The following is a 20,063-nucleotide window of genomic DNA, read 5'->3' as shown; positions in this document are numbered from 1 at the left end:
GTGTCGATATTTATTAATGGAGAGCAAAGGAGCTGACATGACAATAGATAGAATAGGTCCGGTTGATCCACTATCCCGTCCTAACAAGACAGAGAAAGCGGTCCGGTCTGAAATAAAAGAAAAATCTGATTCCATCGATGTCTCCATCGAAGCCAAGAAGAGTGCCGAGCTCCTCCAGGCTATGGAAAGCGTGAAAGCTGCTCCCGATGTCAGAGAAGATCGTATTGCCGAGGTTAAGGCCCGCCTGCAGGATCCGAATTATATAAACGACACGGTGGTTAACTCCGTAGCAGACAAGCTGATGGATCTATTTGGAATTTAAAAGATTTTCAGTGTATATTACAGGCAGTGCTTCGGCTCTGCCTTTTTTTTTGATTCGCAAATGAAATGAGGGCAGCGACCGCTTGCGGGCATTGCCGAATAAGTGCCGCGAAAGCATGGTTTCATACCCTGAGGCTTGCCCTGGGGTATAATACCATTCATTTTCTTTTTCAGGCCCTTAGGCCCTTAGCAAAAACTCACTGAGGCTGTGCACAGCCTCAGGAACAAATTGGAGTTAAAATGGCTGAAATTTTCTTAAAGGTGCCCTCCCGTATTCTCCAGGGGGTCAATGAAACCAACCGTCTGGGTATTGAAATCAGTAAATTGGGGAAACGAGTCCTCCTTATTTCCGAGACAATTCTGAAAGAACCCACAAGAAAGCTCCAGAAACTTTTGGAAAGCCACGGAATCGGAACCATTGTTTATGATGAAGAACCCTTGAAGGGAACCAGTTTTACCATAGAAAGCTGCCAGAATCTTGCCCGGGGAAGCCATGTCGAATCGATTCTGGGTTTTGGAGGCGGCCGCACTCTGTCTATTGCCCGGGCAGTAGCCTCTTCTGTTCCTGAGGTTTTGCACCCCGACATCCTGATGGAACGGGGCAGTGGTGGCGGAATTTCACTACCCTGTGTAGAGCTGATCAGTGATTTCTGGTCTCCCCTGCTTCTCCAGCCCCGGTTTAGCATGACCGACAGCCGCACCGGTGTCTCCAGAATCATAGAATATCATCCTAATTCCCTGTGTTTACAGGTTTGTGATCCCGTACAGTCACTTGCTTTACCCGAACGGTACAGGACGCCGCTTTTTTTTGAACTTCTGTTGAATACTCTTGTTTGTGCGGTTATTCCTTCCCGTTCCTTCTTATCCGAGGTCCACAGTCTCTCTGCTTTCCGCCGGATCTGGCACCGAAGGAAGTCTCTGATAGGCTTCTGGGATCTTAACTGTGCTACAGATCTTATGGAAGCAGGTTTTCTGACGGCCATGGCCCATCAGGAAACCGGTTCATTCTGGACGGGGATTCTGATCGAATCAGTAAGCGGTCACTTTCGGGTATCCCGGCCCATCACGGCTATGATTCTGATGCCTTATATCATGGATTACATTTGCGGTATCGCCACCAGCGAGATTCAACACTTTCTGGGACAGCTGACTGATCTTGAAGACGTACCCCCGACTCCAGAAGCATTGAGGGAGTCTCTGAGGGAGCTTATTGGATGGTATTCCATGCCCTCTCAGCTTCGCAACACAGGGATTCTTCAGGATTCACTGGCCCTAGCTGCAGAAACTGCTGGTCAAATGCTGACCCTCACCGGCCGGGGCGGAATCACTGTGGATCAGATGTTCAGCATTTTGAAAAGCAGCTGGTAATGATCACTGTCAGAAAATTATTCTCACTGAAAGACGGAACCAGGGAGAGGAAGATTATAAAAATCCTGGGGGAGTGGGAACGGGAGCTTTCAGAAGGAGTTTTACCGGATTCCCTGTATCTGAAAGAATTTTTTAGGGCATTGACTCAGGAACAGACCCTCTCGTCCTATGGTGATCTAGGGACTGATCTGTCAGTAGGGTCAGAAGATCCTCTTTTTCTGAGAAGAAAGATAAACCATATCAGACATGAATTGATCAAGGCTCTCGGGGTCTCTCCGGCAGAATGGGATCTCATCCATAGACCCGATCTTTCCGGGGCAGAGCGGAAAATCTTTCCCTGTAAAATATATCTTGATGAAATCAGGTCTCCCTTCAATGTGGGTTCTATTTTCAGAACAGCCGAATGCTTTGGCGTTTCAGAAATCCTTTTATCCGCCGGTACCGCGGACCCGGGACATCTGAGGGCGAGTAGGACATCCATGGGCTGCACCGAAAGAATTCCCTGGAGGCGTGTGGAAATTGAAGAGCTCAGAAATTTGAATGAGCCTGTATTTGCCATGGAGCTGGGGGGAGTGGAACTTGATCAGTTCATTTTTCCAGAACAGGGGCTACTTATTCTGGGTTCTGAAGAGCTGGGAGTCTCCCCGGAATGTCTTGCTCTTGCAGAGAAATCCAGGGGAGTTGTGACTATTCCTTTGTACGGAAACAAGACGTCTCTTAACGTATCTGTATCCTTTGGAATCATTATGAATGACTGGAGTGGAGAATTTCTGCTTGCCTAGCGGTGCAGGGCATTTTCAATGGCGCTCTGGTTAAAACCGACAATGACTCTTCCGTTTACATCAATCACAGGAACTCCCATCTGACCGGATTTTTTAACCATCTCCTCTGCTTTTGAGGAATTAACGGCCACATTGTAATCGGTAAAGGCTATCTTATTTTTTTTAAAGTATTCTTTAGCCAGGGTACAGTAACTACAGCTGGGTGTTGAATAAACAATAACAGACATTTTGTGCTCCTTGAATATATGAAATATTGTATATTCAATATATTCTATGGCTAGGAGGAAGTCAATAGGGATGTTTTTGATTTTTTAAATCAGATCATCAGCTCAGATTTGAAGGCCTGGGCGAGAATCTCTCTGGTACGATCCAGCTGTACTTCAGAAGTGATCCGGAAGAACTTGAGAACATCCTTGTCCAATTGGTCAAAGACGATTGTCTCCTTTTCCAGATCGCAGAGAGCATTGGCCAGATAGACACAATTGACCACTTTTCTATATTCAGGTTTAGAAAGGTGGGGTTCGTGATGGTAGCGAATGGCCTGAACCAGTGAATCTGAAAAATTCCACTTCTCGGCAATTTTAGCGCCAATCTGGGCATGATTGAATCCTCCAGCCAAATTTTCAAATAGACCGGCGGAGAGTTCTTTTTCCGATGCAAAACTCTGTATTTTCTCGAGCAGTTCCGGATGGATGCTGGAGAATACGATCTTACCCATATCGTGAAGGATTCCTCCCACATAGGCATCATCGACAAAATCTTTGGTAAGTTTGATGTTTCGCGCCAGACTGAAGGAGTAGAAAGCCGTCCTGTGAGCATGGTCCCAGAGTTCTTTTTTCTGGGGCAGATTCAGGATCTTTTCAGATCCGTAGGAGTACAGAAGGTTCTTCAAACCCCTGAGGCCCACCATCTTCACGGCATCGGCGATGTTATCCACTCGGTTAGGCAGCATGAATTTGGCCGAGTTTACGACCCTTAAAAGGTCTGCAGTCAAAGACGGGTCGGTACTGATCCGTCTGGCAATTTCATTGATATCAGAATCGGGATCGTTGATAAGCTGCTGTATGACAGTTATGTTCTCAGGAAACTGGGGTAGCGCTTCAATTTCGGAAACAATCCGGTTTGTCATCATATCCATTTCATCCAGCTTGATCTGGGCGATGGGTATAGTCAGGGATGCAATGGTTTCTCCTCGATTTCCGTCAATTTCAAATGACTCTTCATCGAGGCCCATTTTTTTCAGCATCAGGATCAGTATTACAATCCCCAGTCCGGCTCCTTCTGAATCATCCAAAACTTCAGAAAAGGCCTCTTCCATGCTGTCAAAGGCCCGTGAGCGGGCTATGCGGTCATAAATCCTCATCTGTTCCTTCCGGGTGATCTGTACGTTGTTCTTGATGGATATCCGGAAGTTGGAACTGAATGAATGGAAGGAAATCTTAATAAAAAGGCCTTTCTGTTTCTGAAGTTCCAGATAGTGATCAATCCGGTCCATTGTTTCAGATTTGAAATTTTTCATCCCTTCCTGGTAGTCATCCTGACTGTCCAGGAAGAGTCCTTTTTCTTCAAAATAAATTCTTTTAGTGTTAGCTTTCTTGGCGTTGACCGCCAGTTCCTTCAGGCAGTAGGCTAATCTATCCACCAGGGCATCCTGCCCCAGTTCGCGTAGGAACACACCCAGTATATCTTCCAGATATACTTCTGTTTCATGGTTCAATTTATAGGTCGTCACAGTCACGGGTACAGATTTCTGTATGGCGACTTTTATCTTTTCTGAAATGTTGGTAGGAGGCATGGCCAGTCCTTATAGAAGTACTTTATTTTATAGTAAATGATTAACCCATTTTTGAGTATATATCAACCATAAAATTATAGCTCTGAGACTGCACTTGTCAAGTTCACTTTTCGATAGGGATGATTTTCTTCTAGTATTTAAATATAATCTCCCTGCTAAAAATTCGCATTGACGGTTTTTTTCGAATATAATAGGACAATGAATATTCTTGAATTTGACACATGGTGCCGTTCATTCCTGGAAATTGAATCAATGGAAAGAGTTGATATTTCACTCAATGGGCTTCAGATCGGTGATCAATCAGCAGAGATTGAAAAGATTGTTTTTGCGGTAGACGCCTGTCTTGAGACCCTGCAGAAGGCCGCAGATCTGAAAGGATCTCTTCTCTTTGTACATCATGGATTGTTTTGGGGGCGACCTGTGGCCATCAGCGGCTCCCATTATAAGAGAGTCAAAATAGCTCTGGATCACAACCTGGCTCTTTATGCCGTTCACCTGCCCCTGGATATGCATCCTGTTTACGGCAACAATGCCTGTCTGGCAGAGATCCTCGGTCTGGTGGATCAGGAAGGATTCTCTGATTACAAAGGCTTTAAAATTGGAATAAAGGGGCGCCTTGAATCCCCTTTGAGACGGGATGATGTTGTACCAGCCCTATTCGGAGGATGGGAAAGCAATCCCCGCATGCTCCCCTTCGGACCGGCCGAAATACGTACCGTGGGTATGATCTCTGGGGGCGGTACTCACGAAGTGAGTACCGCCATCCAGGAGGGGCTGGACCTGTACATAACCGGTGATGCCTCCCATAACATCTATCATCAGTGCCTGGAAGCAGGCATTAATGTTCTCTTCGGCGGCCATTATATGACCGAGATCCGGGGAGTACAGGCGGTTCAGGAAAAGGTCTCAAAAGAGCTGGGAATCCCTGTCGAATTCATTGATGTTCCCACAGGACTTTGATATGGTAGCTTTTATGGATCTTGAAAAGCATACAAAAAACTGGAAACCTTTTCTCCTAACCCTGGTTTTGATTCTGGCTGATCAGCTGAGCAAATACCTGGTGGTTTCACAGATTCCACTCAGAACCATCGCTTACTCTGTGGGGAATGATTTTTTCCGACTGATCCATGTCAGGAATACCGGAGTTGCCTTCAGCATGGGAGATAATCTTCCCCTGCAGTTGAGACATGCTCTGTTTATTTTATTGCCCCTGTTTGTTCTGATTTTTCTGGCTGTACATATTGTCCGGTCCCGGGAAGAAACGGTTTTTCAGAAATTCTGTCTGGCCGGGATACTCGGGGGGGGATTCGGAAACCTGATCGACAGGATCTTTCGTACGGAAGGTGTCGTTGACTTTCTGGATGTACGTTTTTATGGACTCTTCGGCCTGGAACGCTGGCCTACTTTTAATATTGCCGATGCCTCTGTGGTTGTCTGCGGAATCCTCCTGTTTATATCATTCTGGGGGAAGGAGAATGATAAAAAGGGATGACGCAAAGCGTCGGGACCTTTTTTATCATCTAGCGGCAGGTTTTTTCATAAGAAAAAACCGAGAGCTTAACAAGGAGAAAAAAACTGATGAATAAAAAATTAAATACAGTTCTGTTTATGCTGGGCGGTACAATCGTGAATATCATTCTGATGCTGGGACTATTTCTTCTGTTCCTGTATCTCGGGAACCTGGTTCTAACTCCTGAGACAGACAGCAATATGAAAATGCTGATTTTTCTGCTGATCATCGGAATTTCTGTGGTGGGCTCTTTTTTCCTTTACTCAAAGATCGTTAAGATGATCAATAAGAAGTGGAATCTTGAAAATTATATGCATCCCCTGTTTTCACGAAAACGCTGATCCCCTGATCTCCGGTTTTCAGAATTATCAATAACCGTCTGAGGCGGCCCGGTTTACATCTTTTTTATAAAGTTCGTTATAAACAAAGCCTCTTTTTCTCAAATTATCTTTTAATGCCTGGGGAAAGGGCATGTCCCGCCAAAAAATACCCCGGACTTCTTTGTCCAATTTCTGAACACCCTCTCCTTCCTTTGTGATCCAGAGAATATAGTCTTCAATGAATTTCAATCGTACATCGCCCCGGAGTTTTCTGTCGGAGAAATACTGATAGTAGTGTCCGGTAAGACCTTCTTCCATCCAGTAATGCTGGGCTTTTTCCTTGGCAACCTGCCATCTGAGGTCGGCAATAGCAAAGAGAACTGCCGTTTTCAGGTCCTTGGGGAAGAGAGGTATGGCTATCCTGCCACGACTGGTTGCCCTATTGTAGCGCTCAAAGGGTTCCCAGCAGATGCCGTAGTCTCCGTAGCAGGGAATCAGTATTATGTGGGGTGTGATCCTATTGGTCTTTTGTCTGAAGGTCCTGCGGAACAATCCGTTATCCAGGGATTCAATATCAAAGAGGATCCGGATGACATTCTCTCTTGTGGCAACCGCCTGAATCCGGGGTTTAAAAAACTGACTCATAAGGATGGGGAAGTGATTTCCCTGGCGTCCGACACAGAGTTTTGCCATCTGCCTGATACTACCGGCTTCTTTCTGGAGCTCTGAGGGATCTATATCTGAAATCGTCCCGCTCTCACGGGCCTTTTTTTCCAGCTTTCTGTAGTCCTGGTCTGCACTGTTCAGCTGGTTGTAATGGAGTGTCATATCTTTATGGAGTGAAGAGAGCTCTCTTATTGTATTCATCGCCTCGGTCAAAGCCTGGCTCTGACTCACGGCATAAAGGCTCTCAAGTTGGGTGAAAATGGAATTTTTGGTATGTCTGCTCAGGTCGTTGACCCGGCTTTTCAATTGCTCCTCCAGGGAGCGTCGTTTGTTTTGAAGATTCATCAGGGTGCTGAGGTGGGCTTCCCTGCTTCCTTTTGATTTATCCAACTGCATCTTGATTTTCTGATCTCCCGACCGCTTGGTGGGTTTCAGATCATCTGTGGCCAGGGGTGAAACCATGCCGGAAGCTACTTTTTCCAGCCATTCATCCACATAATAAATGGGCTCCCCTGTATCATTCTCCTGAATGATGCTGCCCAGCATTACTCTTTGATCGGCGGAAATGATGTTCGGCAGGAGCAGGCCGTAGCGGAGAAGCATTCTCTTCGGTTCTATCTGGAGTTTCCTCACCTTGGAAGAAATAATGCCGTAGAGTTCCCAGTACTGACTGATCAGTCTTGTTCTGAATTTAATTTTATCCTGAGTATCGACGGCTTTCAGGAATTGGGACATGTTCTCATGTATTTCCTGAGCCAGGTCTCCTGCACCATTAAGGATGGATTTGTAGTAGTTGGCGTTGGAAAACAGGGGATTGGTTTCCTGACTGTCCTTTTCCGGCAAAAAGAAAGTCTCTCTACTGATATCATCATGAGACTCTTCGGCCTGTTCTGTTTCATTCAGGCCGCCTTCATTGAAGAGGTTTTTATAATCGGGCGCTTCGAGTGTTGAAGATTCATCAAGACCGAGGAGGGAAGCTATTTCCGGATCAATGTCGCCAGAAAAAATGTCATTATCTGCCATATTCTTTTCCTGTTGATAAAAAAAAAGCTGAAGTCAACTGGTCTCCAGTAATCTTCAGCTCTCAAATGGAGGTGGTGGGAATCGAACCCATGACCTCGTGAATGCCATTCACGCGCTCTAGCCAACTGAGCTACACCCCCGTAAAGGTAACGCCATATTAATGGCATAACTGAAAGCTGTCAATATAATCTATGAAATTAAATTTATTGTATTCTATCCGTTCCGTCAATATAATAATGGTAATGGAAAAACCCTCCCCCCACAGTTCAATCTCGGATATATCCCGGGAAATTCCCGAACTTCTCTATCAGGGAATGAGAAAAGTTATAAAAGGGCAGGATGAACTGCTGCGGTTTTTCTGCGCCGGAATTATCGCCGGTGGGCATATTCTGCTGGAGGGATTGCCCGGCACAGGTAAAACAACCCTGGCCCAGACCCTTTCCGCTCTTATCAGCTCTTCTGATTTTTCCAGAATTCAGTTTACTCCGGATCTTCTCCCTTATGATATTACGGGTGTGGATGTCTGGAACAGGGACACCTCTGATTTTGAATTCCGCCCGGGCCCTGTCTTTACTCATATCCTACTGGCTGATGAAATAAATCGGACCACACCCAAGGTTCAGGCCGCATTGCTGGAAGTCATGGCGGAACAGCAGGTGTCTCTGGGAAAAAAGACCTATCCTCTCCGGGATTTTTTTCTTGTTTTGGCAACCCAGAATCCATTGGATCATGAGGGAACTTATCCCCTGCCGGAAGCTCAGAAAGATAGATTCATGCTCCGTTTGACACCGGGATACCCGGATCAGGACTCTGAACTGGCTATTCTCAAGGCTGATCCATCCCATACGGTTCTGCCTGTTTTGAAGGGTGTATGCACGGTTCAGGAATTCCTGGACTGCCGCAGTTCTGTGGACTCTGTTTTTTGTGAAGAGAGTCTGATGAAGGCCGTAGTGAAGATAACCGCAGCCACAAGATGCCATAAGGATTTGAAATCAGGGGTCTCTCCCAGAGGCGGTTTGATGCTTATGGCGGCATGCCGGGGACTGGCCTGGCTCTCAGGCCGGGACTATATCAGCGATCAGGATATTCGGGATATGGCTGTTCCCGTTTTGACCCACCGGGCAAATCCTGTTTCATCTGAAATCAACTGTTCCGAAATCATCCGGGATATCTGCTGGAAAGAGTGTGATGGAATCCTCTAATCGACTCTTTTCTGGATTTTTAAAACTCCACCAGCTGCGTACTCATCCCGGGGGACTCGCTTTTTTTTTGCCTCCTGGGGATTTCTGATCTGGTCATTTCTGGCGGGCCAATCCATACCTTTCGCTACGGCCCTGTCATTTATAATCCTCTATCTTTTTCAATTTTTTTCCTTTGTCCTCTGGCTGGGAATCAATATAAAACAATTGACTTGTCCGGCCCTTCCCGGCCGTTTTTCTGATACACAGGATGTCTTCTCTACCTTGACAGGGCTCCCCCGGATTCGGAATCTAATAACATTTCTAGTCATGGATCTTTCCTGGGACCCTTTCAGGAGGGTCCATATCAGAATTCCCTGTGAGAAAGGCCCTTATGCTCTGCCCCGGGGAACCTATCGTGTCACGGGATTCCGTCTGATTCTGACTGACTGGGCCGGTTTTTTTGCATACTCCATAGGGGGGACGGCTCCTGTGCAAGTCACGGTTTATCCTTCTCCTCAAGCCCGGATCAGCGGTATGCCGACTTCCAGTATTCAGGCCCCGGAGCGGCAGTCTCTTCTCTCTTTCCTGAAAAACCAGGACTTTTTTGAAGTCAGGCCTTACTATCCCGGAGACGATCCCCGGAGAATCCACTGGAAAATGCTGGCTCGCCATGAGGAACTGTTTATCCGGGAGGGGAGCAGTCTCTCTCCTTCCCGAAAGTCTGCTCTTCTTATAGTGGATGCGCCTCCTCCGGTTCATTTCCGAAGACTTCAGCGGGTTAAGTCCTTTGTCGAAGTCGATCAGATCCTGAGGGTACTGGCGGGGCTTCTTGATTCCCTCAGCGAAGAAGGTCTGCAGGTTTCCGGGCTTTTCCCCGGGGATACCGGGGTGGCTGACCTGGGAAAACTTTCCCTGAGGGATCGGCAGAATCTTCTGGCGTCCCTTCCACCAGAGCCTCTGGAAAGAGGCTCCTGGACAAACCGGGGTTCTGTTGGAATCCTCTACTATTTTTCAACTGGGACTCCCTCTTCAGATTCTCTGGCTCTTATGGAGAGGGAATACCCTCAGGCGGTTCGCATTCTCATCCTTCCATCATCCCAATTCCGTGGCGATACAAGGGAGGGCTGGCTTTTTGTTAAGGCTTAATCCTCCGTTATTGCACCGCCTCCAGCAATATCTCCTCTTTTCCATCCTCTGGATGAATTTTTCAGGGGCTCTCTCCTTTAGCGGTGGAATAATTCTTTTTCTTATCCTGGGTCTTATCATTTCTCTGACCACGAGAGGAATCCTGACTCTGTTTCCGTCGAGGCATCCCGGGATGACTGGATTTTTAGTGGCCCTCTTGTTTCTGCTGCTGTTTCCCCTGATCCGACTTTTGGCTCCTCTGGCGGTCCTTTTGCCTCTCCCTCATGACCTTTTCCTGCTGCAGTTTTACAATTATCTGCTTCCGATTCTGCCCTGTATACTTCTGGCTCGAGTTTTGACCATCCTGGCCCGGCGAGGGCGGCTCAGTCATTACCTGGTGGTGTTCAGTTATATTCTGATACTCTCCCTGCTCATGAGCCGGTCGGGATGGCGGCTACTTCTGCCTCTGGATAAGTTGATGACCGGCTATGGGGTTCTATTCCTATTTCTCATTTTTCAGATCCTTCTGGTCATGACCGCCGGAGAGAAGGGCCGATTCATCACTGTTTTCCCCACTCTGGTTCTTTTGCTTCTCATTCCTCTTTTATCCCTCATGCTCCTGAACCGCAACTACAGGAATGAGTCCCTGAAAGAGGGAGGCGGATTGCTGGAGTCTTCTCTCTTCCGGTTTGATTTTTCGGATTTTCTCAGTCTTGAAAGCTCAATTTCTATGAAAGATGATCTTGTCTTCATGATGAAAAAAGAGGGCCTTGGTGATGATTTTATGATCCGCCGGTTCGTCCTCTCTGACTATTCGGTTGAAAAAGGATTCTTCCGGGTTCCCGGTGGGACTCTCGAGGTCCCCGGGCGTCTTCAGCCGGAATACCTTGTTGGAGAACAGCCCGAGACCTGGGATTCCCCTGATTTTCTCCTGACAGAAAGGATGGTTCAGGAGTACTTTCTGGTGAACTTCGATTCTTCCGCCTTTCTTGGTCTGAACAGCCCGGTCTCAATGACGCCCTATCAGAGTTGGGAACAGTCCTCTTTTTCCAGAATGTACAAGGTGGAATCCATGGTTTCTCAATCCTGGGGCTGGGATCTTCTTGAAGCAAAGACTCTGGAAGGATCTTCTGGTCAGGAGAAGGAATTTCTGGAATATTATACAAATTATGGGGCACAGGGCGATATCAAGGAGTTTGCGGAGAGGCTTGTTGAGGGAAAAGAGGACTATTATGATCGAGTCATCGCCATTGAAGAATACCTTCAGCTTAACTTTTTTTACTCTCTCCATCCTGGAGAATCGGTAGAAGGAGATCAGTTGCGGTATTTTCTCTTTGAAACCCGGAAAGGGTATTGCTCCTATTTTGCCTTTTCCATGGCTCTTTTGTGCCGCAGCGTAGGTATTCCTGCCCGGGTGGCTCTGGGGTTCTGGGTCGACGGTTCAAGCGGGGTCTTAAACTATTACCCCGTAAAAGCTAATCAGGCTCATGCCTGGGTGGAGGTTTATTTTCCCGAGTATGGCTGGATTGAATTTGATCCGACCTCTCAGATCCCGGCTCCCGGGGAGGAGTTTCAATTTGTTCCTTTTTCAACACAGGAGATGGAACCCTACCTGAAAGAGATTCTGGATAACCGGGATCATTTGAAGGCCGTGGAAGCATCCGAGACGAACCTGGAAGAACGGCGGAAACGGTTTTGGTGGAACCAGAAGGGTTCCCGGCCTGTTTTATTCGGGATAAAATTATTGTGTCTCCTCTCTGTTTTTCTGCTGCTGTTGCGTATTTTCAACAGGATTCGAACACTCCTTATCCCTCTGGATTCCCGGAAGAAGGCATCCTTCTTCTTTCATCTGCATATGATTCTTGCCGAATCCCAGCTGAGGAGACGAAAAAGAGGAGAATCATTTCAAGACTTTGCTTCTTCCTTCGAGGCCGGATCCAATCCTGGGCTGAAAGAATTCATCGGGTTATATGAAAAGATCCGCTTTGGGAGGTCCTCCCTGGAGGATCTGAAGACTCTCTCCCATCTGGGAGCTGGATTCAGAAAATCCCTTTCTGTCCGGGCGGGGGGACTCAGGAAAATCCGCTACTTCCTGGTTCTCTTTCTCAAGGGAGCTTCCCGTGAAAAATAAGATCATTCTTGCTTTCTTTTGTCTGGCAGGGTTCATCAGCCTTTCTGCCCAGGACGATCCCGGGGATCTTCTTCTTCAAATCCAGGAAGCGGTAGACGCCGATTTTTTTGACAAGGCTCTCGATCTTCTGGACCAGGGACTTCGGGAGTACCCTGGGGATTTCCGGTTTCCCATGGCCCGAGGGGATCTTTATAAGAGCCGGGAACTCTACTCCCTGGCTATGAATTCCTTCGGGGATGCCGAGAGTCTCAATCCTGGTGACAGTATCCTTCGGGAGAACGTTGCCTCAACCCTGGGGTACCTGGATAGAAATTTTGAGGCCCTTGAGTATCTGGAAGACCTTTATGAGGAAGGAAATGAGGCTTTACTGGATGATATGGGATGGATGTATTACAAGACTCATCAGCCGGAAAAGGGCATTGTTCTTATAGAAGCGGCTCTGGAAAAAGAATTTGACCGGAACCTTTCCCTCACCCTCGGAACCCTGTATTCAGAAATGAATGAACCCGAATCCTGCAGGCTCTACTATCTGGAAGCCATCCATGATGCCCTGGAAGAACAGGACTCCTATTTTGCCTCGGTAGGATATTACAACCTGTCCCTGGCGGAAAAATCATTCTATGACTATGATGCCGCCGCAGAGTATGCCTCCTTGTCCCTGGAGTTGATGAACCGTTCGGGAGGGCATCTTGCCCTGGGAGATCTGAACATGCTGAGGCAAAATTATTCCCGGGCGGAAGAGGAATTCCTGGAGGCCATAGAATTGGATGAAACGCCCCTGTCCCGGAGCAATCTGGTCGCCCTGTATTTGAATCGGGGATTCTTATCTTTGGCATTGCAGCAGTTGAAGAAGATTGCTGAAAGTAAGGATGAATCCTGGCTGTACTACTACGGCTTGAACCGGCAGCAGTTCACCCTCGATCTTTACCAGCAGTATCATCAGTTGTACCGGGGGCTTTTCTTCCAGACCAGCCTGCTCCGGGAGTGGGGAGTCAAGAAAAAGGTCTCCCGATTCCTGGAGAGGGTTTCATATCTTATTAAATCGAAGTATTACAAAATAAAATACCGGACCATGGCCTTTAAAGAAGGTCAGTCTCAATTAAAGGGAGGCAGTGTTCTCCGGGGTAACCTGACTCTGGCGGCTGCGACCGAAGGCTTCTCTTCCCTTTCAGAAAAGTACTACAACAAAGCCTATTCTCTGGAAGTGTTTCCCGAAGCGGCTCCCTGGTATAATTTGGAGCTGGGCCGTGAACAGGGGGACAGGACGCGTTTGAATCAGGCTGCCCTACAGTTTGACCAGGTCTGGGAAGCAGAGCCCCGTGAAGAAGCTCTCAGAGAAATGGCCCTCCTGCTGAAACGGCGCGATTCGCAACAGAAGGATCTCCTCCTTCTCGAAGTATATTCCCGGAATCCGGGAGGATTGCTTCAGTATGGACTCAGGCTTCCCCTGTCTCTCCGTCTGAGCGGAACAAAAGTAGGACCCGCTCAGACTAGGAAGATCCGCCGATTATTAAAGGGCAGCGGTTTCCTTCTCCGCTCAGAAGCGTCAGGAAACTTTCAAGAGGCTCTGATCCTGAGAATCAATATGGCTGAGGTCTTCAGCTATTCCCTCACAAACGCTGAGGGGGCTGTCATCACCTCGGGGGCCGTCTCCGAAGACCCGAAATCCGCCGGAGTCCTGGAAGACTGGGCCCGGTCATTTCGAATGCAGGTTTTTTTCCCCTAAAAAGATCCAGGTCAGGCAGTCCTGAACAATGACCTTATAGGTTCTGCCCTTTTGATCCAGATCATACTCGAAAGAGAGGCGGCATTCATGACAGCTGCCTCCCAGACTGTGTTTCTTGAAACAGTTCCGGCTGATGAACAGAGGCGGTTTGAATCCTTTTCCTACTTTACTGAAGAAGTCGGGAATTTCGGATTTTTCGGCCTCGATCCATCCGTAAGAGCCGTCTGTCTCAAGACCCATCAGCTCTTCCATCAGGAGCTGAGCCTGGCTGTTGGCCAGAAGCATCCCTGTATCTCCGTACCATCGGAGGGCCTTGTTCTGCTTTTTCCAATCCCGATACATCTGGATGTGCCCCCAGTTATTGATGCCGATCAGGCTTCCTTTCTTGTCGATTAACCGCATCAGTTCTTCTTTGAAGGCCCCTTCTTCCCCGGGGAATATCAATGGACTCAGGGGCAGACAGGGACGATCATCAACTTTTATCACCCGGGCTGTCCGGATTTTGCCCGGTGTCAGCACCGGCAGAGCCTGTGATTCCGGATTCAGGTCTTTTCGGGGGGGAAGTCTTGTTTTTCCTATACTGATCTTTCCAGCGTCTTCGATGAGCTCCTTCTGCAGCTCCATGAGTCTCCGCTGATCCTGAAGCTGGCGAGCTTCTTCCAGGGTTCTATAGGCTTCCTGACGGACTTTCTTCAGCACCGAAGGTGGAATGAAGCGACTGTCCAGATCGATACCAAGCCCCTCAATGGACAGTGTTGAGAGTATAAAACTGTAATCGGCGGATTTTAAAAACTCATTCCTGATTTTCTCTTCCGGCCCCCTGGAACCAGTAGATTCCTCGGAAGAGAGAGGGAAGTCTCTGCTGTACCCGAAGGCGGGTACCTCCAGGGTTATTCTGTCTGGTGAGAGGCGGAGCTCCGCTGACAGGGGTCTTTTAAATAAAGGCAGACTCTGCTCATTCAGGCTTTTTGTGTGATTATCATGAGATTGGATTTTGAAGAGTTCCGTACCCTTTGGGGGGGCCATGAAGGGGATCGGGATACTCACTTTTCCTGGTTCCAGTTTTGTATTGCCCTTCATATCCAGTGAAAAGGACTGAGCCTCACCCCTGGGTGTTACAAACATCAGGCCATCTCTTTTATACAGGGTGTGACTGGTTTCAATGATAAGAGAGTTTCCCTTGCCACCCAGAGTCTTTCCCAGTAGAAGGCCTCTGTGTCCCGGGAACTCCCTGTCGACCATGGATTGTCCTTTCGCCGATTTCAGATGCCCGATCCCGGAGTTTCGGGAAAAAGCTACCTTCAGGTTCTCTTCCAGGGTCTTAATTTCTTCGGGAGCCTGCTTCTCCAGGATCGCCCTGTAATAGCTTGATACCGCGGCGGCATAGGCAGGAGACTTCATCCTTCCTTCTATCTTAAGGGAGGTGATGCCTATCTCTTCAAGATCAAGAACCCGGGAGCCCGCCCATAAATCTGTGGATGAGAGGAAGTAGCCTCTGTCCATCTCTCTGTCAAACCAGGTCCGGCAGATCTGACCGCACTCTCCCCTGTTGGCAGAACGGCCTAAGAGCATGCCTGAAGCCAGACACATCCCCGAAAAGCTGTAGCATTGAGCCCCATGGATAAAGACTTCATACTCCATATCCGGCAGGGCTTTCCTGAAGACAGCCATTTCTTTCATTGTCATTTCCCGCGGGAGGACCACCCTGGAAAAGCCTATCTCCTTCAGAATCTGAAGGCCCGAATGATTGTGAACCGCCATCTGTGTCGATCCATGAAGGGTTAATCCTGGGAAATCCTTTTTTATGATACGGGCAAGCCCCGGATCCTGCAGGATAATACTGTCCACCTGAAGTTCTTCCAATTTCTGCAGATATCCCAGCATTCGGGGCAGTTCATCCTCTTTTAATATGGTGTTGAGGGTGATATAGATTTTTCTGGAGTTCCGAAACGTCCATTCTCTGAGGCGGCTGATTTGATCCAGGCTGAAGTTTTTGGCTCCCTTTCGGGCTGAAAACTCCTGAAGACCGCAGTAGACGGCATCGGCTCCGTTTTCCAGAGCAGCCATAGCGGCGTCCAGATTTCCCCCCGGTGCGAGGAGTTCAATTTTATTCATGGTGAAATCTATCACTCAGAAGGTCTCCATGTATAGTTTCATTCCGGTGTATTCTGATAGTATCCAGATATGAGGATCTTGAGCAGCCCTTTGTTGTCATTACCCGACACCTGTCCTTATCTCAAGGATGAAGTGTACAGGCAGGAGTATTTTGCCGGAACAGAGCTCGACAGCTGGCAGTTTCAGTATCTTCTGGATCATCGGTGGAGACGTTTCGGTACAGTCTTTTTCAGGCCGGTCTGTCCCTCCTGCCGGAAGTGCAGATCCATCAGGGTTTTCGCTCCATTCTTCACCCCCACAAAAAGTCAGAAGCGTGTCCTAAAAAGAAACAAGGAGACCCGGGTTGTGTTTGGTCCCTTGAAATTCCGGGAAGAGCTCTACAGTATTTATGAGAAACATAGCCGCCAGAAATTCGCTCAGGAAAGCAGTCAAGACGAGTTCCTCAGGAATTTTTTCAATCCTGGAGTCCCTTCTTTTCAATCCGAATATTTTATAGATGGAGTTCTGGCAGGTTTCGGCATCCTGGATATTGCGGGTCAGGGGCTCAGCTCCGTATATTTCTGTTATGATCCGAAATACTCAGATTACAGTCTGGGAAGTTTCAGTGTTATGGAAGAAATCAGGGAAACCGCAGCCCGGGGATTGGAGTACTACTACCTGGGCTATTACATAGAAGAGACTCCACGGATGGCCTATAAGGGGCGGTTTCATCCCTATGAACTCCTGGTGGAGGGAGCTTGGATTCCTTCCCTCTTATCAGAAGAATCCGTAGGAACTACCCAGAAAATAGACATAAAACAGGAGTAGAAGAATTCCTTCAAAGCGGAACACTTTTTTATCCTGCACAATGAAATATGCCATGATGGTTGCACCGATAAAAATGGGTAAAGTCTGAATGCGATAGCTCTCTGGAATTTTCAGGGGACCGAAGAGAGTACTGATACCTATGACGGCAAAAGTATTAAAAATATTGGAGCCGATCACGTTACCAACGGCAATGTCTCCCTTTCCTTTCCGGGCGGCCTGTATGGAGACCATGACCTCCGGAAGGGATGTGCCAAATGCGACTGCCGTGACGGCAATGATTTCTGTCCCGATCCTCAGGATCTCTGAAATGGCAACTACCGATTTGACGGTTAAGCTTGCTCCCACCGTGATCAGAACCGGGGAGATTACCAGGATGATCCAATTCATGGAGGATGGTTTTTTAATTTCTACTGCATACTCGTCCTTGATCTGCTCTGAAATCTGACCCTGTGTGATGGACCGGTACAGATAAAGCCCTAACGCCGCCAGGCAGATCAACGCCTCGGGAATAGTGTAATTTAAATCATAAGTCATCAGTGAAATGAGAAGAGCTGATCCCGCCAGGAAGGGGAGGTCTGTCTGGAAAATATCATGCTTAATTGTATAGGAACCGGCAAAAAGAGCACTCACACCTAAAACCAGAAAAATGTTGGTAATATTGGAACCGATGGCATTGGCTATGACAATTTCCGATTGATCCTGAAGGACAGAAACGATGCTGGATGCCAGTTCAGGCAGGGATGTTCCGAATCCGATGATGACAACACCGATGATAAAGGCAGGCAGACGGAAGTACACCCCGATTTTTTCGGCGGATGTTACAAACCAGTCAGAACTGAGACTGAGAATCAGTAATCCTCCGGCTAGAGCCAGAAACCAAAAAAGAAGTATCATGAAACCACCTGTTAAATCTTATGGGATCAATATTACTCTCTGTGCCGGATTTGGGGAAGTTCTCTTAGAGGCATTTAAAAAATCTTCCTGAAAGGTCTTGATTATAAAGAGATATCGGTTATTATATTTCAATAATTGCGAAAGTAGCTCAGTGGTAGAGCTCGACCTTGCCAAGGTCGATGTCGCGGGTTCAAGTCCCGTCTTTCGCTTAAATTAATACACAGGTAATTTGATTCGGGGCTTGAACCACCCTTTGGCCTATTCGATAGAATTACCAGAGCAAATGGCTTTGCTCTGGTATGATTATTATAGTCACGACGCGAATGCTTGGAGCGTAAATTGACAGGATGTCAATTTAGTGACGAAGGCGGCTCGAAGACTGAAGGCAGGATGCCTGAAGGTTGAGAGAAGTCCCGTCTTTCGCTTAAATATACTGCATCCGAAAGGATGCAGTAATTATTTATAAGAATCTCATACAGAGAATGGTTTTCCAGACTAGTTCAAATCCTTCCCCGGTCTAATCCTCTTATAACTGTTTTAATGGTCATGACATTTTCCCGAGATGTGAATAAAAAAGGTTAGAATGAATCTGAATTCACAATTTGGGGGTAGGTTTTACCCTCCAGTTGAGGATTTGAGTTATACTGATTCATCGTCATCAATGAGTTATGATTGAATGTCTGATTCCATGAAAAGGACATGTTTGTGAGTAATCAAAATCCCGAACAAATAGCAAGAGATAAAATTGACCAAATGTTGATAGATGCCCGGTGGATTGTTCAATCTATAAGTCAGGTTCATTTGCCTGCAAATAAGAGGCTGATTACGAGCCGTTTAGTGTACTCCTGGAACGAATAAAGAAGGAGAAATCCTATGGAAAATAAGGTAGAGATATATAAATCTGTTCACGGTACAGAGATTCGGGTTCAGTTGGAAAACGATACTGTTTGGCTTGATGCCCATACTATAGCTACTCTTTTTGGTGTCAACAGACCTGCCATTGTAAAGCATATCGGGAATATTTATAAGGCGAAGGAATTAGAACAGACTTCAAGCTGTTCCATTTTGGAACAGCTTGCTTCTGATGGCAAAAAGAGGAAAATGAATTTCTATAATCTTGATATGATACTGTCAGTAGGTTATAGAGTGAACTCATCTCAAGCCACAAAGTTCCGCCAGTGGGCCACGGCCCGGTTAAAGGATTATCTGGTTCAGGGATATGCCATCAATGAAAAGCGTTTAGAACAAAAGAATCTGGAAATTGAAACTCTCAAAACCGGCATCCGGATCATTAACCGGGCCATGGAACGGGAAATGGATGCCGACAGCAACGCCATGTTGAAAATGTTTTCCAAAGGCCTGGAACTGCTGGACGATTACGACCATGAAAAGTTGGACATCCGAGGAAACTGTAAAAAGAATCATAATCAGCATATTGAATAGGAATAATACATGACAGGCTCATGGGTGATATCTAAAAAGCTGATCTCCTTGTAGACTTTGCTGCTCTGAAAAGAACATCAATACTCCTGAAATTTCCGGGCGATTTCAATTCTGCTGTGACAGTCTGTCTTGGCATAAATGCTGAGAACATGGTTTTTTGCGGTTCCCTGGGAAATAAAAAGCTTTTTGGCAATCTCTTTTGTCTTCAGGCCTTTGAGCAGCAGGTAGAGGACTTCTTCTTCTCTGCCGGAAAGACCATAGTGATGTATAAACTCATTTTCTATCTCCTTCCCGGCATCAATGCGTGTCTTTTCTTCATTTTCATCCAGTTCTCTCAGACGGAATTCAAGTTCACCCAGACGTATGATATCGTTGTTCCGCAACTGTTTTTCTTCGATGATCCTGACACCGTTCACAAAGGTCCCATTGCGGCTTCCCAGGTCTTTCAGGTATACACCCTCCCCGAAAAGTCTAATGAGACTATGCTTTCTGGAAACTGAGGGCGCCTGCAGAATCAGGCTGCATTCCGTACTGCGCCCTATGAGAATTTCATTTTTATCTACCGGGATAATCCAGTGGGAGTTCCCTTTCATCAGTCCTTCCATGGACCACTTTGTATTCTGCATCTTCCAATATATATACTGCAGATTTCATTTTTTTTCATCACTAAACATGCCAAATGGTCTATACCGGCAATCGAAATAGAGGGTTATCTTAAGTTCATCCCCCAGGAAGGAAGTGAATCTTATGAATACTGTTGTTCAGACTATACCGGATCTTGTTTTGGATCATCTAAAAGAGGCGGCCACTCAATTCGGCCTGGAAAAAAGCCCGGAAGCGTCACAGGCCCTTGAGA

The 20,063-nt window shown here is 47.1% G+C and carries 18 protein-coding genes and 2 tRNA genes; 13 read left to right on the top strand and 7 right to left on the bottom strand.

Annotated elements, in window-relative coordinates; genetic code table 11:
* Positions 1-37: 37 nt before the first annotated feature.
* The 3 genes from PF479_RS10545 (at position 38) to PF479_RS10535 (ending at position 2,471) form a co-directional block, all read left to right on the top strand.
* Positions 38-322 (top strand): flagellar biosynthesis anti-sigma factor FlgM, encoded by a 285-nt coding sequence (locus PF479_RS10545; RefSeq protein WP_298006024.1) that lies wholly within the window; start codon positions 38-40, stop codon positions 320-322.
* Between the two features lie 239 nt (positions 323-561).
* On the top strand, positions 562-1,689 hold the full coding sequence (locus PF479_RS10540) for an iron-containing alcohol dehydrogenase (protein ID WP_298006022.1): 1,128 nt from the start codon (positions 562-564) through the stop codon (positions 1,687-1,689).
* Complete coding sequence (locus PF479_RS10535) at positions 1,689-2,471, top strand: TrmH family RNA methyltransferase (RefSeq protein ID WP_298006019.1); 783 nt, start codon at positions 1,689-1,691, stop codon at positions 2,469-2,471. The genes PF479_RS10540 and PF479_RS10535 overlap by 1 nt, the downstream gene beginning before the upstream one ends.
* Here the strand turns inward: PF479_RS10535 and PF479_RS10530 are convergent.
* The gene (locus tag PF479_RS10530; RefSeq protein ID WP_298006015.1) at positions 2,468-2,698 is read right to left on the bottom strand and encodes a glutaredoxin domain-containing protein; all 231 of its coding nucleotides are present in this window, start codon (positions 2,696-2,698) and stop codon (positions 2,468-2,470) included. The two genes, PF479_RS10535 and PF479_RS10530, sit on opposite strands and share 4 nt — an antisense overlap.
* Positions 2,699-2,787: 89 nt before the next feature.
* Positions 2,788-4,266 carry an HDOD domain-containing protein gene (locus tag PF479_RS10525; RefSeq protein WP_298006013.1) on the bottom strand — a complete coding sequence of 493 codons (1,479 nt, stop codon included), beginning with the start codon at positions 4,264-4,266 and terminating at the stop codon, positions 2,788-2,790.
* A gap of 198 nt (positions 4,267-4,464) precedes the next feature.
* On the opposite strand from PF479_RS10525, the gene PF479_RS10520 reads away from it, so the two are divergent.
* From PF479_RS10520 to PF479_RS10510, 3 genes are all read left to right on the top strand, one after another.
* Positions 4,465-5,226, top strand: coding sequence for a Nif3-like dinuclear metal center hexameric protein (locus tag PF479_RS10520; protein ID WP_298006010.1), 762 nt, complete (start codon positions 4,465-4,467; stop codon positions 5,224-5,226).
* A 1-nt stretch (position 5,227) separates the two neighbouring features.
* Positions 5,228-5,758 carry a signal peptidase II gene (lspA, locus tag PF479_RS10515; protein WP_298006007.1) on the top strand — a complete coding sequence of 177 codons (531 nt, stop codon included), beginning with the start codon at positions 5,228-5,230 and terminating at the stop codon, positions 5,756-5,758.
* Positions 5,759-5,844: 86 nt separating this feature from the next.
* On the top strand, positions 5,845-6,117 hold the full coding sequence (locus tag PF479_RS10510) for a leader peptide processing enzyme (RefSeq protein WP_298006004.1): 273 nt from the start codon (positions 5,845-5,847) through the stop codon (positions 6,115-6,117).
* Between the two features lie 27 nt (positions 6,118-6,144).
* Here PF479_RS10510 and PF479_RS10505 read toward each other — a convergent pair whose 3' ends face one another.
* On the bottom strand, positions 6,145-7,785 hold the full coding sequence (locus PF479_RS10505) for a hypothetical protein (RefSeq protein ID WP_298006001.1): 1,641 nt from the start codon (positions 7,783-7,785) through the stop codon (positions 6,145-6,147).
* Positions 7,786-7,851: 66 nt separating this feature from the next.
* Positions 7,852-7,925: transfer RNA gene (locus tag PF479_RS10500), tRNA-Ala, on the bottom strand.
* A gap of 51 nt (positions 7,926-7,976) precedes the next feature.
* On the opposite strand from PF479_RS10500, the gene PF479_RS10495 reads away from it, so the two are divergent.
* From PF479_RS10495 to PF479_RS10480, 4 genes are all read left to right on the top strand, one after another.
* Positions 7,977-8,987, top strand: a complete 1,011-nt coding sequence (locus PF479_RS10495; RefSeq protein WP_298005998.1) for an AAA family ATPase — start codon at positions 7,977-7,979, stop codon at positions 8,985-8,987.
* A 204-nt stretch (positions 8,988-9,191) separates the two neighbouring features.
* The gene (locus PF479_RS10490) at positions 9,192-10,112 is read left to right on the top strand and encodes a DUF58 domain-containing protein (protein ID WP_298005995.1); all 921 of its coding nucleotides are present in this window, start codon (positions 9,192-9,194) and stop codon (positions 10,110-10,112) included.
* The gene (locus PF479_RS10485; protein WP_298005992.1) at positions 10,099-12,222 is read left to right on the top strand and encodes a transglutaminase family protein; all 2,124 of its coding nucleotides are present in this window, start codon (positions 10,099-10,101) and stop codon (positions 12,220-12,222) included. The genes PF479_RS10490 and PF479_RS10485 overlap by 14 nt, the downstream gene beginning before the upstream one ends.
* On the top strand, positions 12,212-13,948 hold the full coding sequence (locus PF479_RS10480; RefSeq protein WP_298005990.1) for a hypothetical protein: 1,737 nt from the start codon (positions 12,212-12,214) through the stop codon (positions 13,946-13,948). Before PF479_RS10485 ends, PF479_RS10480 begins: the two co-directional genes overlap by 11 nt.
* Here PF479_RS10480 and PF479_RS10475 read toward each other — a convergent pair.
* Entirely contained in the window at positions 13,919-16,078 is a 2,160-nt protein-coding gene (locus tag PF479_RS10475) for a U32 family peptidase (RefSeq protein WP_298005987.1), read from the bottom strand. The two genes, PF479_RS10480 and PF479_RS10475, sit on opposite strands and share 30 nt — an antisense overlap.
* Before the next feature lie 78 nt (positions 16,079-16,156).
* On the opposite strand from PF479_RS10475, the gene PF479_RS10470 reads away from it, so the two are divergent.
* Positions 16,157-16,870 (top strand): arginyltransferase, encoded by a 714-nt coding sequence (locus PF479_RS10470; protein ID WP_298005984.1) that lies wholly within the window; start codon positions 16,157-16,159, stop codon positions 16,868-16,870.
* On the opposite strand, the gene PF479_RS10465 is transcribed toward PF479_RS10470, so the two are convergent.
* The gene (locus PF479_RS10465; RefSeq protein ID WP_298005981.1) at positions 16,820-17,764 is read right to left on the bottom strand and encodes a calcium/sodium antiporter; all 945 of its coding nucleotides are present in this window, start codon (positions 17,762-17,764) and stop codon (positions 16,820-16,822) included. The genes PF479_RS10470 and PF479_RS10465 overlap by 51 nt on opposite strands.
* Before the next feature lie 137 nt (positions 17,765-17,901).
* On the opposite strand from PF479_RS10465, the gene PF479_RS10460 reads away from it, so the two are divergent.
* Positions 17,902-17,973: transfer RNA gene (locus tag PF479_RS10460), tRNA-Gly, on the top strand.
* Positions 17,974-18,637: 664 nt separating this feature from the next.
* Positions 18,638-19,207, top strand: a complete 570-nt coding sequence (locus PF479_RS10455; protein WP_298005978.1) for a RhuM family protein — start codon at positions 18,638-18,640, stop codon at positions 19,205-19,207.
* 77 nt (positions 19,208-19,284) lie between these two features.
* Here PF479_RS10455 and PF479_RS10450 read toward each other — a convergent pair whose 3' ends face one another.
* Positions 19,285-19,833, bottom strand: coding sequence for an FHA domain-containing protein (locus tag PF479_RS10450; RefSeq protein WP_298005975.1), 549 nt, complete (start codon positions 19,831-19,833; stop codon positions 19,285-19,287).
* Between the last annotated feature and the right edge of the window lie 230 nt (positions 19,834-20,063).

This window comes from Oceanispirochaeta sp. (assembly GCF_027859075.1).
In the GTDB taxonomy this organism is placed as follows: domain Bacteria; phylum Spirochaetota; class Spirochaetia; order DSM-2461; family DSM-2461; genus Oceanispirochaeta.
Note: the sequence above shows the minus strand (reverse complement) of the source record. Positions and strands in the feature narration are given on the sequence as shown.

Bases quoted from the DNA above. Each gene is read 5' to 3' on its own strand.
- PF479_RS10545 (WP_298006024.1), top strand. From the start codon at position 38: ATGACAATAGATAGAATAGGTCCGGTTGATCCACTATCCCGTCCTAAC.
- PF479_RS10540 (WP_298006022.1), top strand. From the start codon at position 562: ATGGCTGAAATTTTCTTAAAGGTGCCCTCCCGTATTCTCCAGGGGGTC.
- PF479_RS10535 (WP_298006019.1), top strand. From the start codon at position 1,689: ATGATCACTGTCAGAAAATTATTCTCACTGAAAGACGGAACCAGGGAG.
- PF479_RS10530 (WP_298006015.1), bottom strand. From the start codon at position 2,698: ATGTCTGTTATTGTTTATTCAACACCCAGCTGTAGTTACTGTACCCTG.
- PF479_RS10525 (WP_298006013.1), bottom strand. From the start codon at position 4,266: ATGCCTCCTACCAACATTTCAGAAAAGATAAAAGTCGCCATACAGAAA.
- PF479_RS10520 (WP_298006010.1), top strand. From the start codon at position 4,465: ATGAATATTCTTGAATTTGACACATGGTGCCGTTCATTCCTGGAAATT.
- lspA (WP_298006007.1), top strand. From the start codon at position 5,228: ATGGTAGCTTTTATGGATCTTGAAAAGCATACAAAAAACTGGAAACCT.
- PF479_RS10510 (WP_298006004.1), top strand. From the start codon at position 5,845: ATGAATAAAAAATTAAATACAGTTCTGTTTATGCTGGGCGGTACAATC.
- PF479_RS10505 (WP_298006001.1), bottom strand. From the start codon at position 7,785: ATGGCAGATAATGACATTTTTTCTGGCGACATTGATCCGGAAATAGCT.
- PF479_RS10495 (WP_298005998.1), top strand. From the start codon at position 7,977: ATGAAATTAAATTTATTGTATTCTATCCGTTCCGTCAATATAATAATG.
- PF479_RS10465 (WP_298005981.1), bottom strand. From the start codon at position 17,764: ATGATACTTCTTTTTTGGTTTCTGGCTCTAGCCGGAGGATTACTGATT.
- PF479_RS10455 (WP_298005978.1), top strand. From the start codon at position 18,638: ATGGAAAATAAGGTAGAGATATATAAATCTGTTCACGGTACAGAGATT.
- PF479_RS10450 (WP_298005975.1), bottom strand. From the start codon at position 19,833: ATGCAGAATACAAAGTGGTCCATGGAAGGACTGATGAAAGGGAACTCC.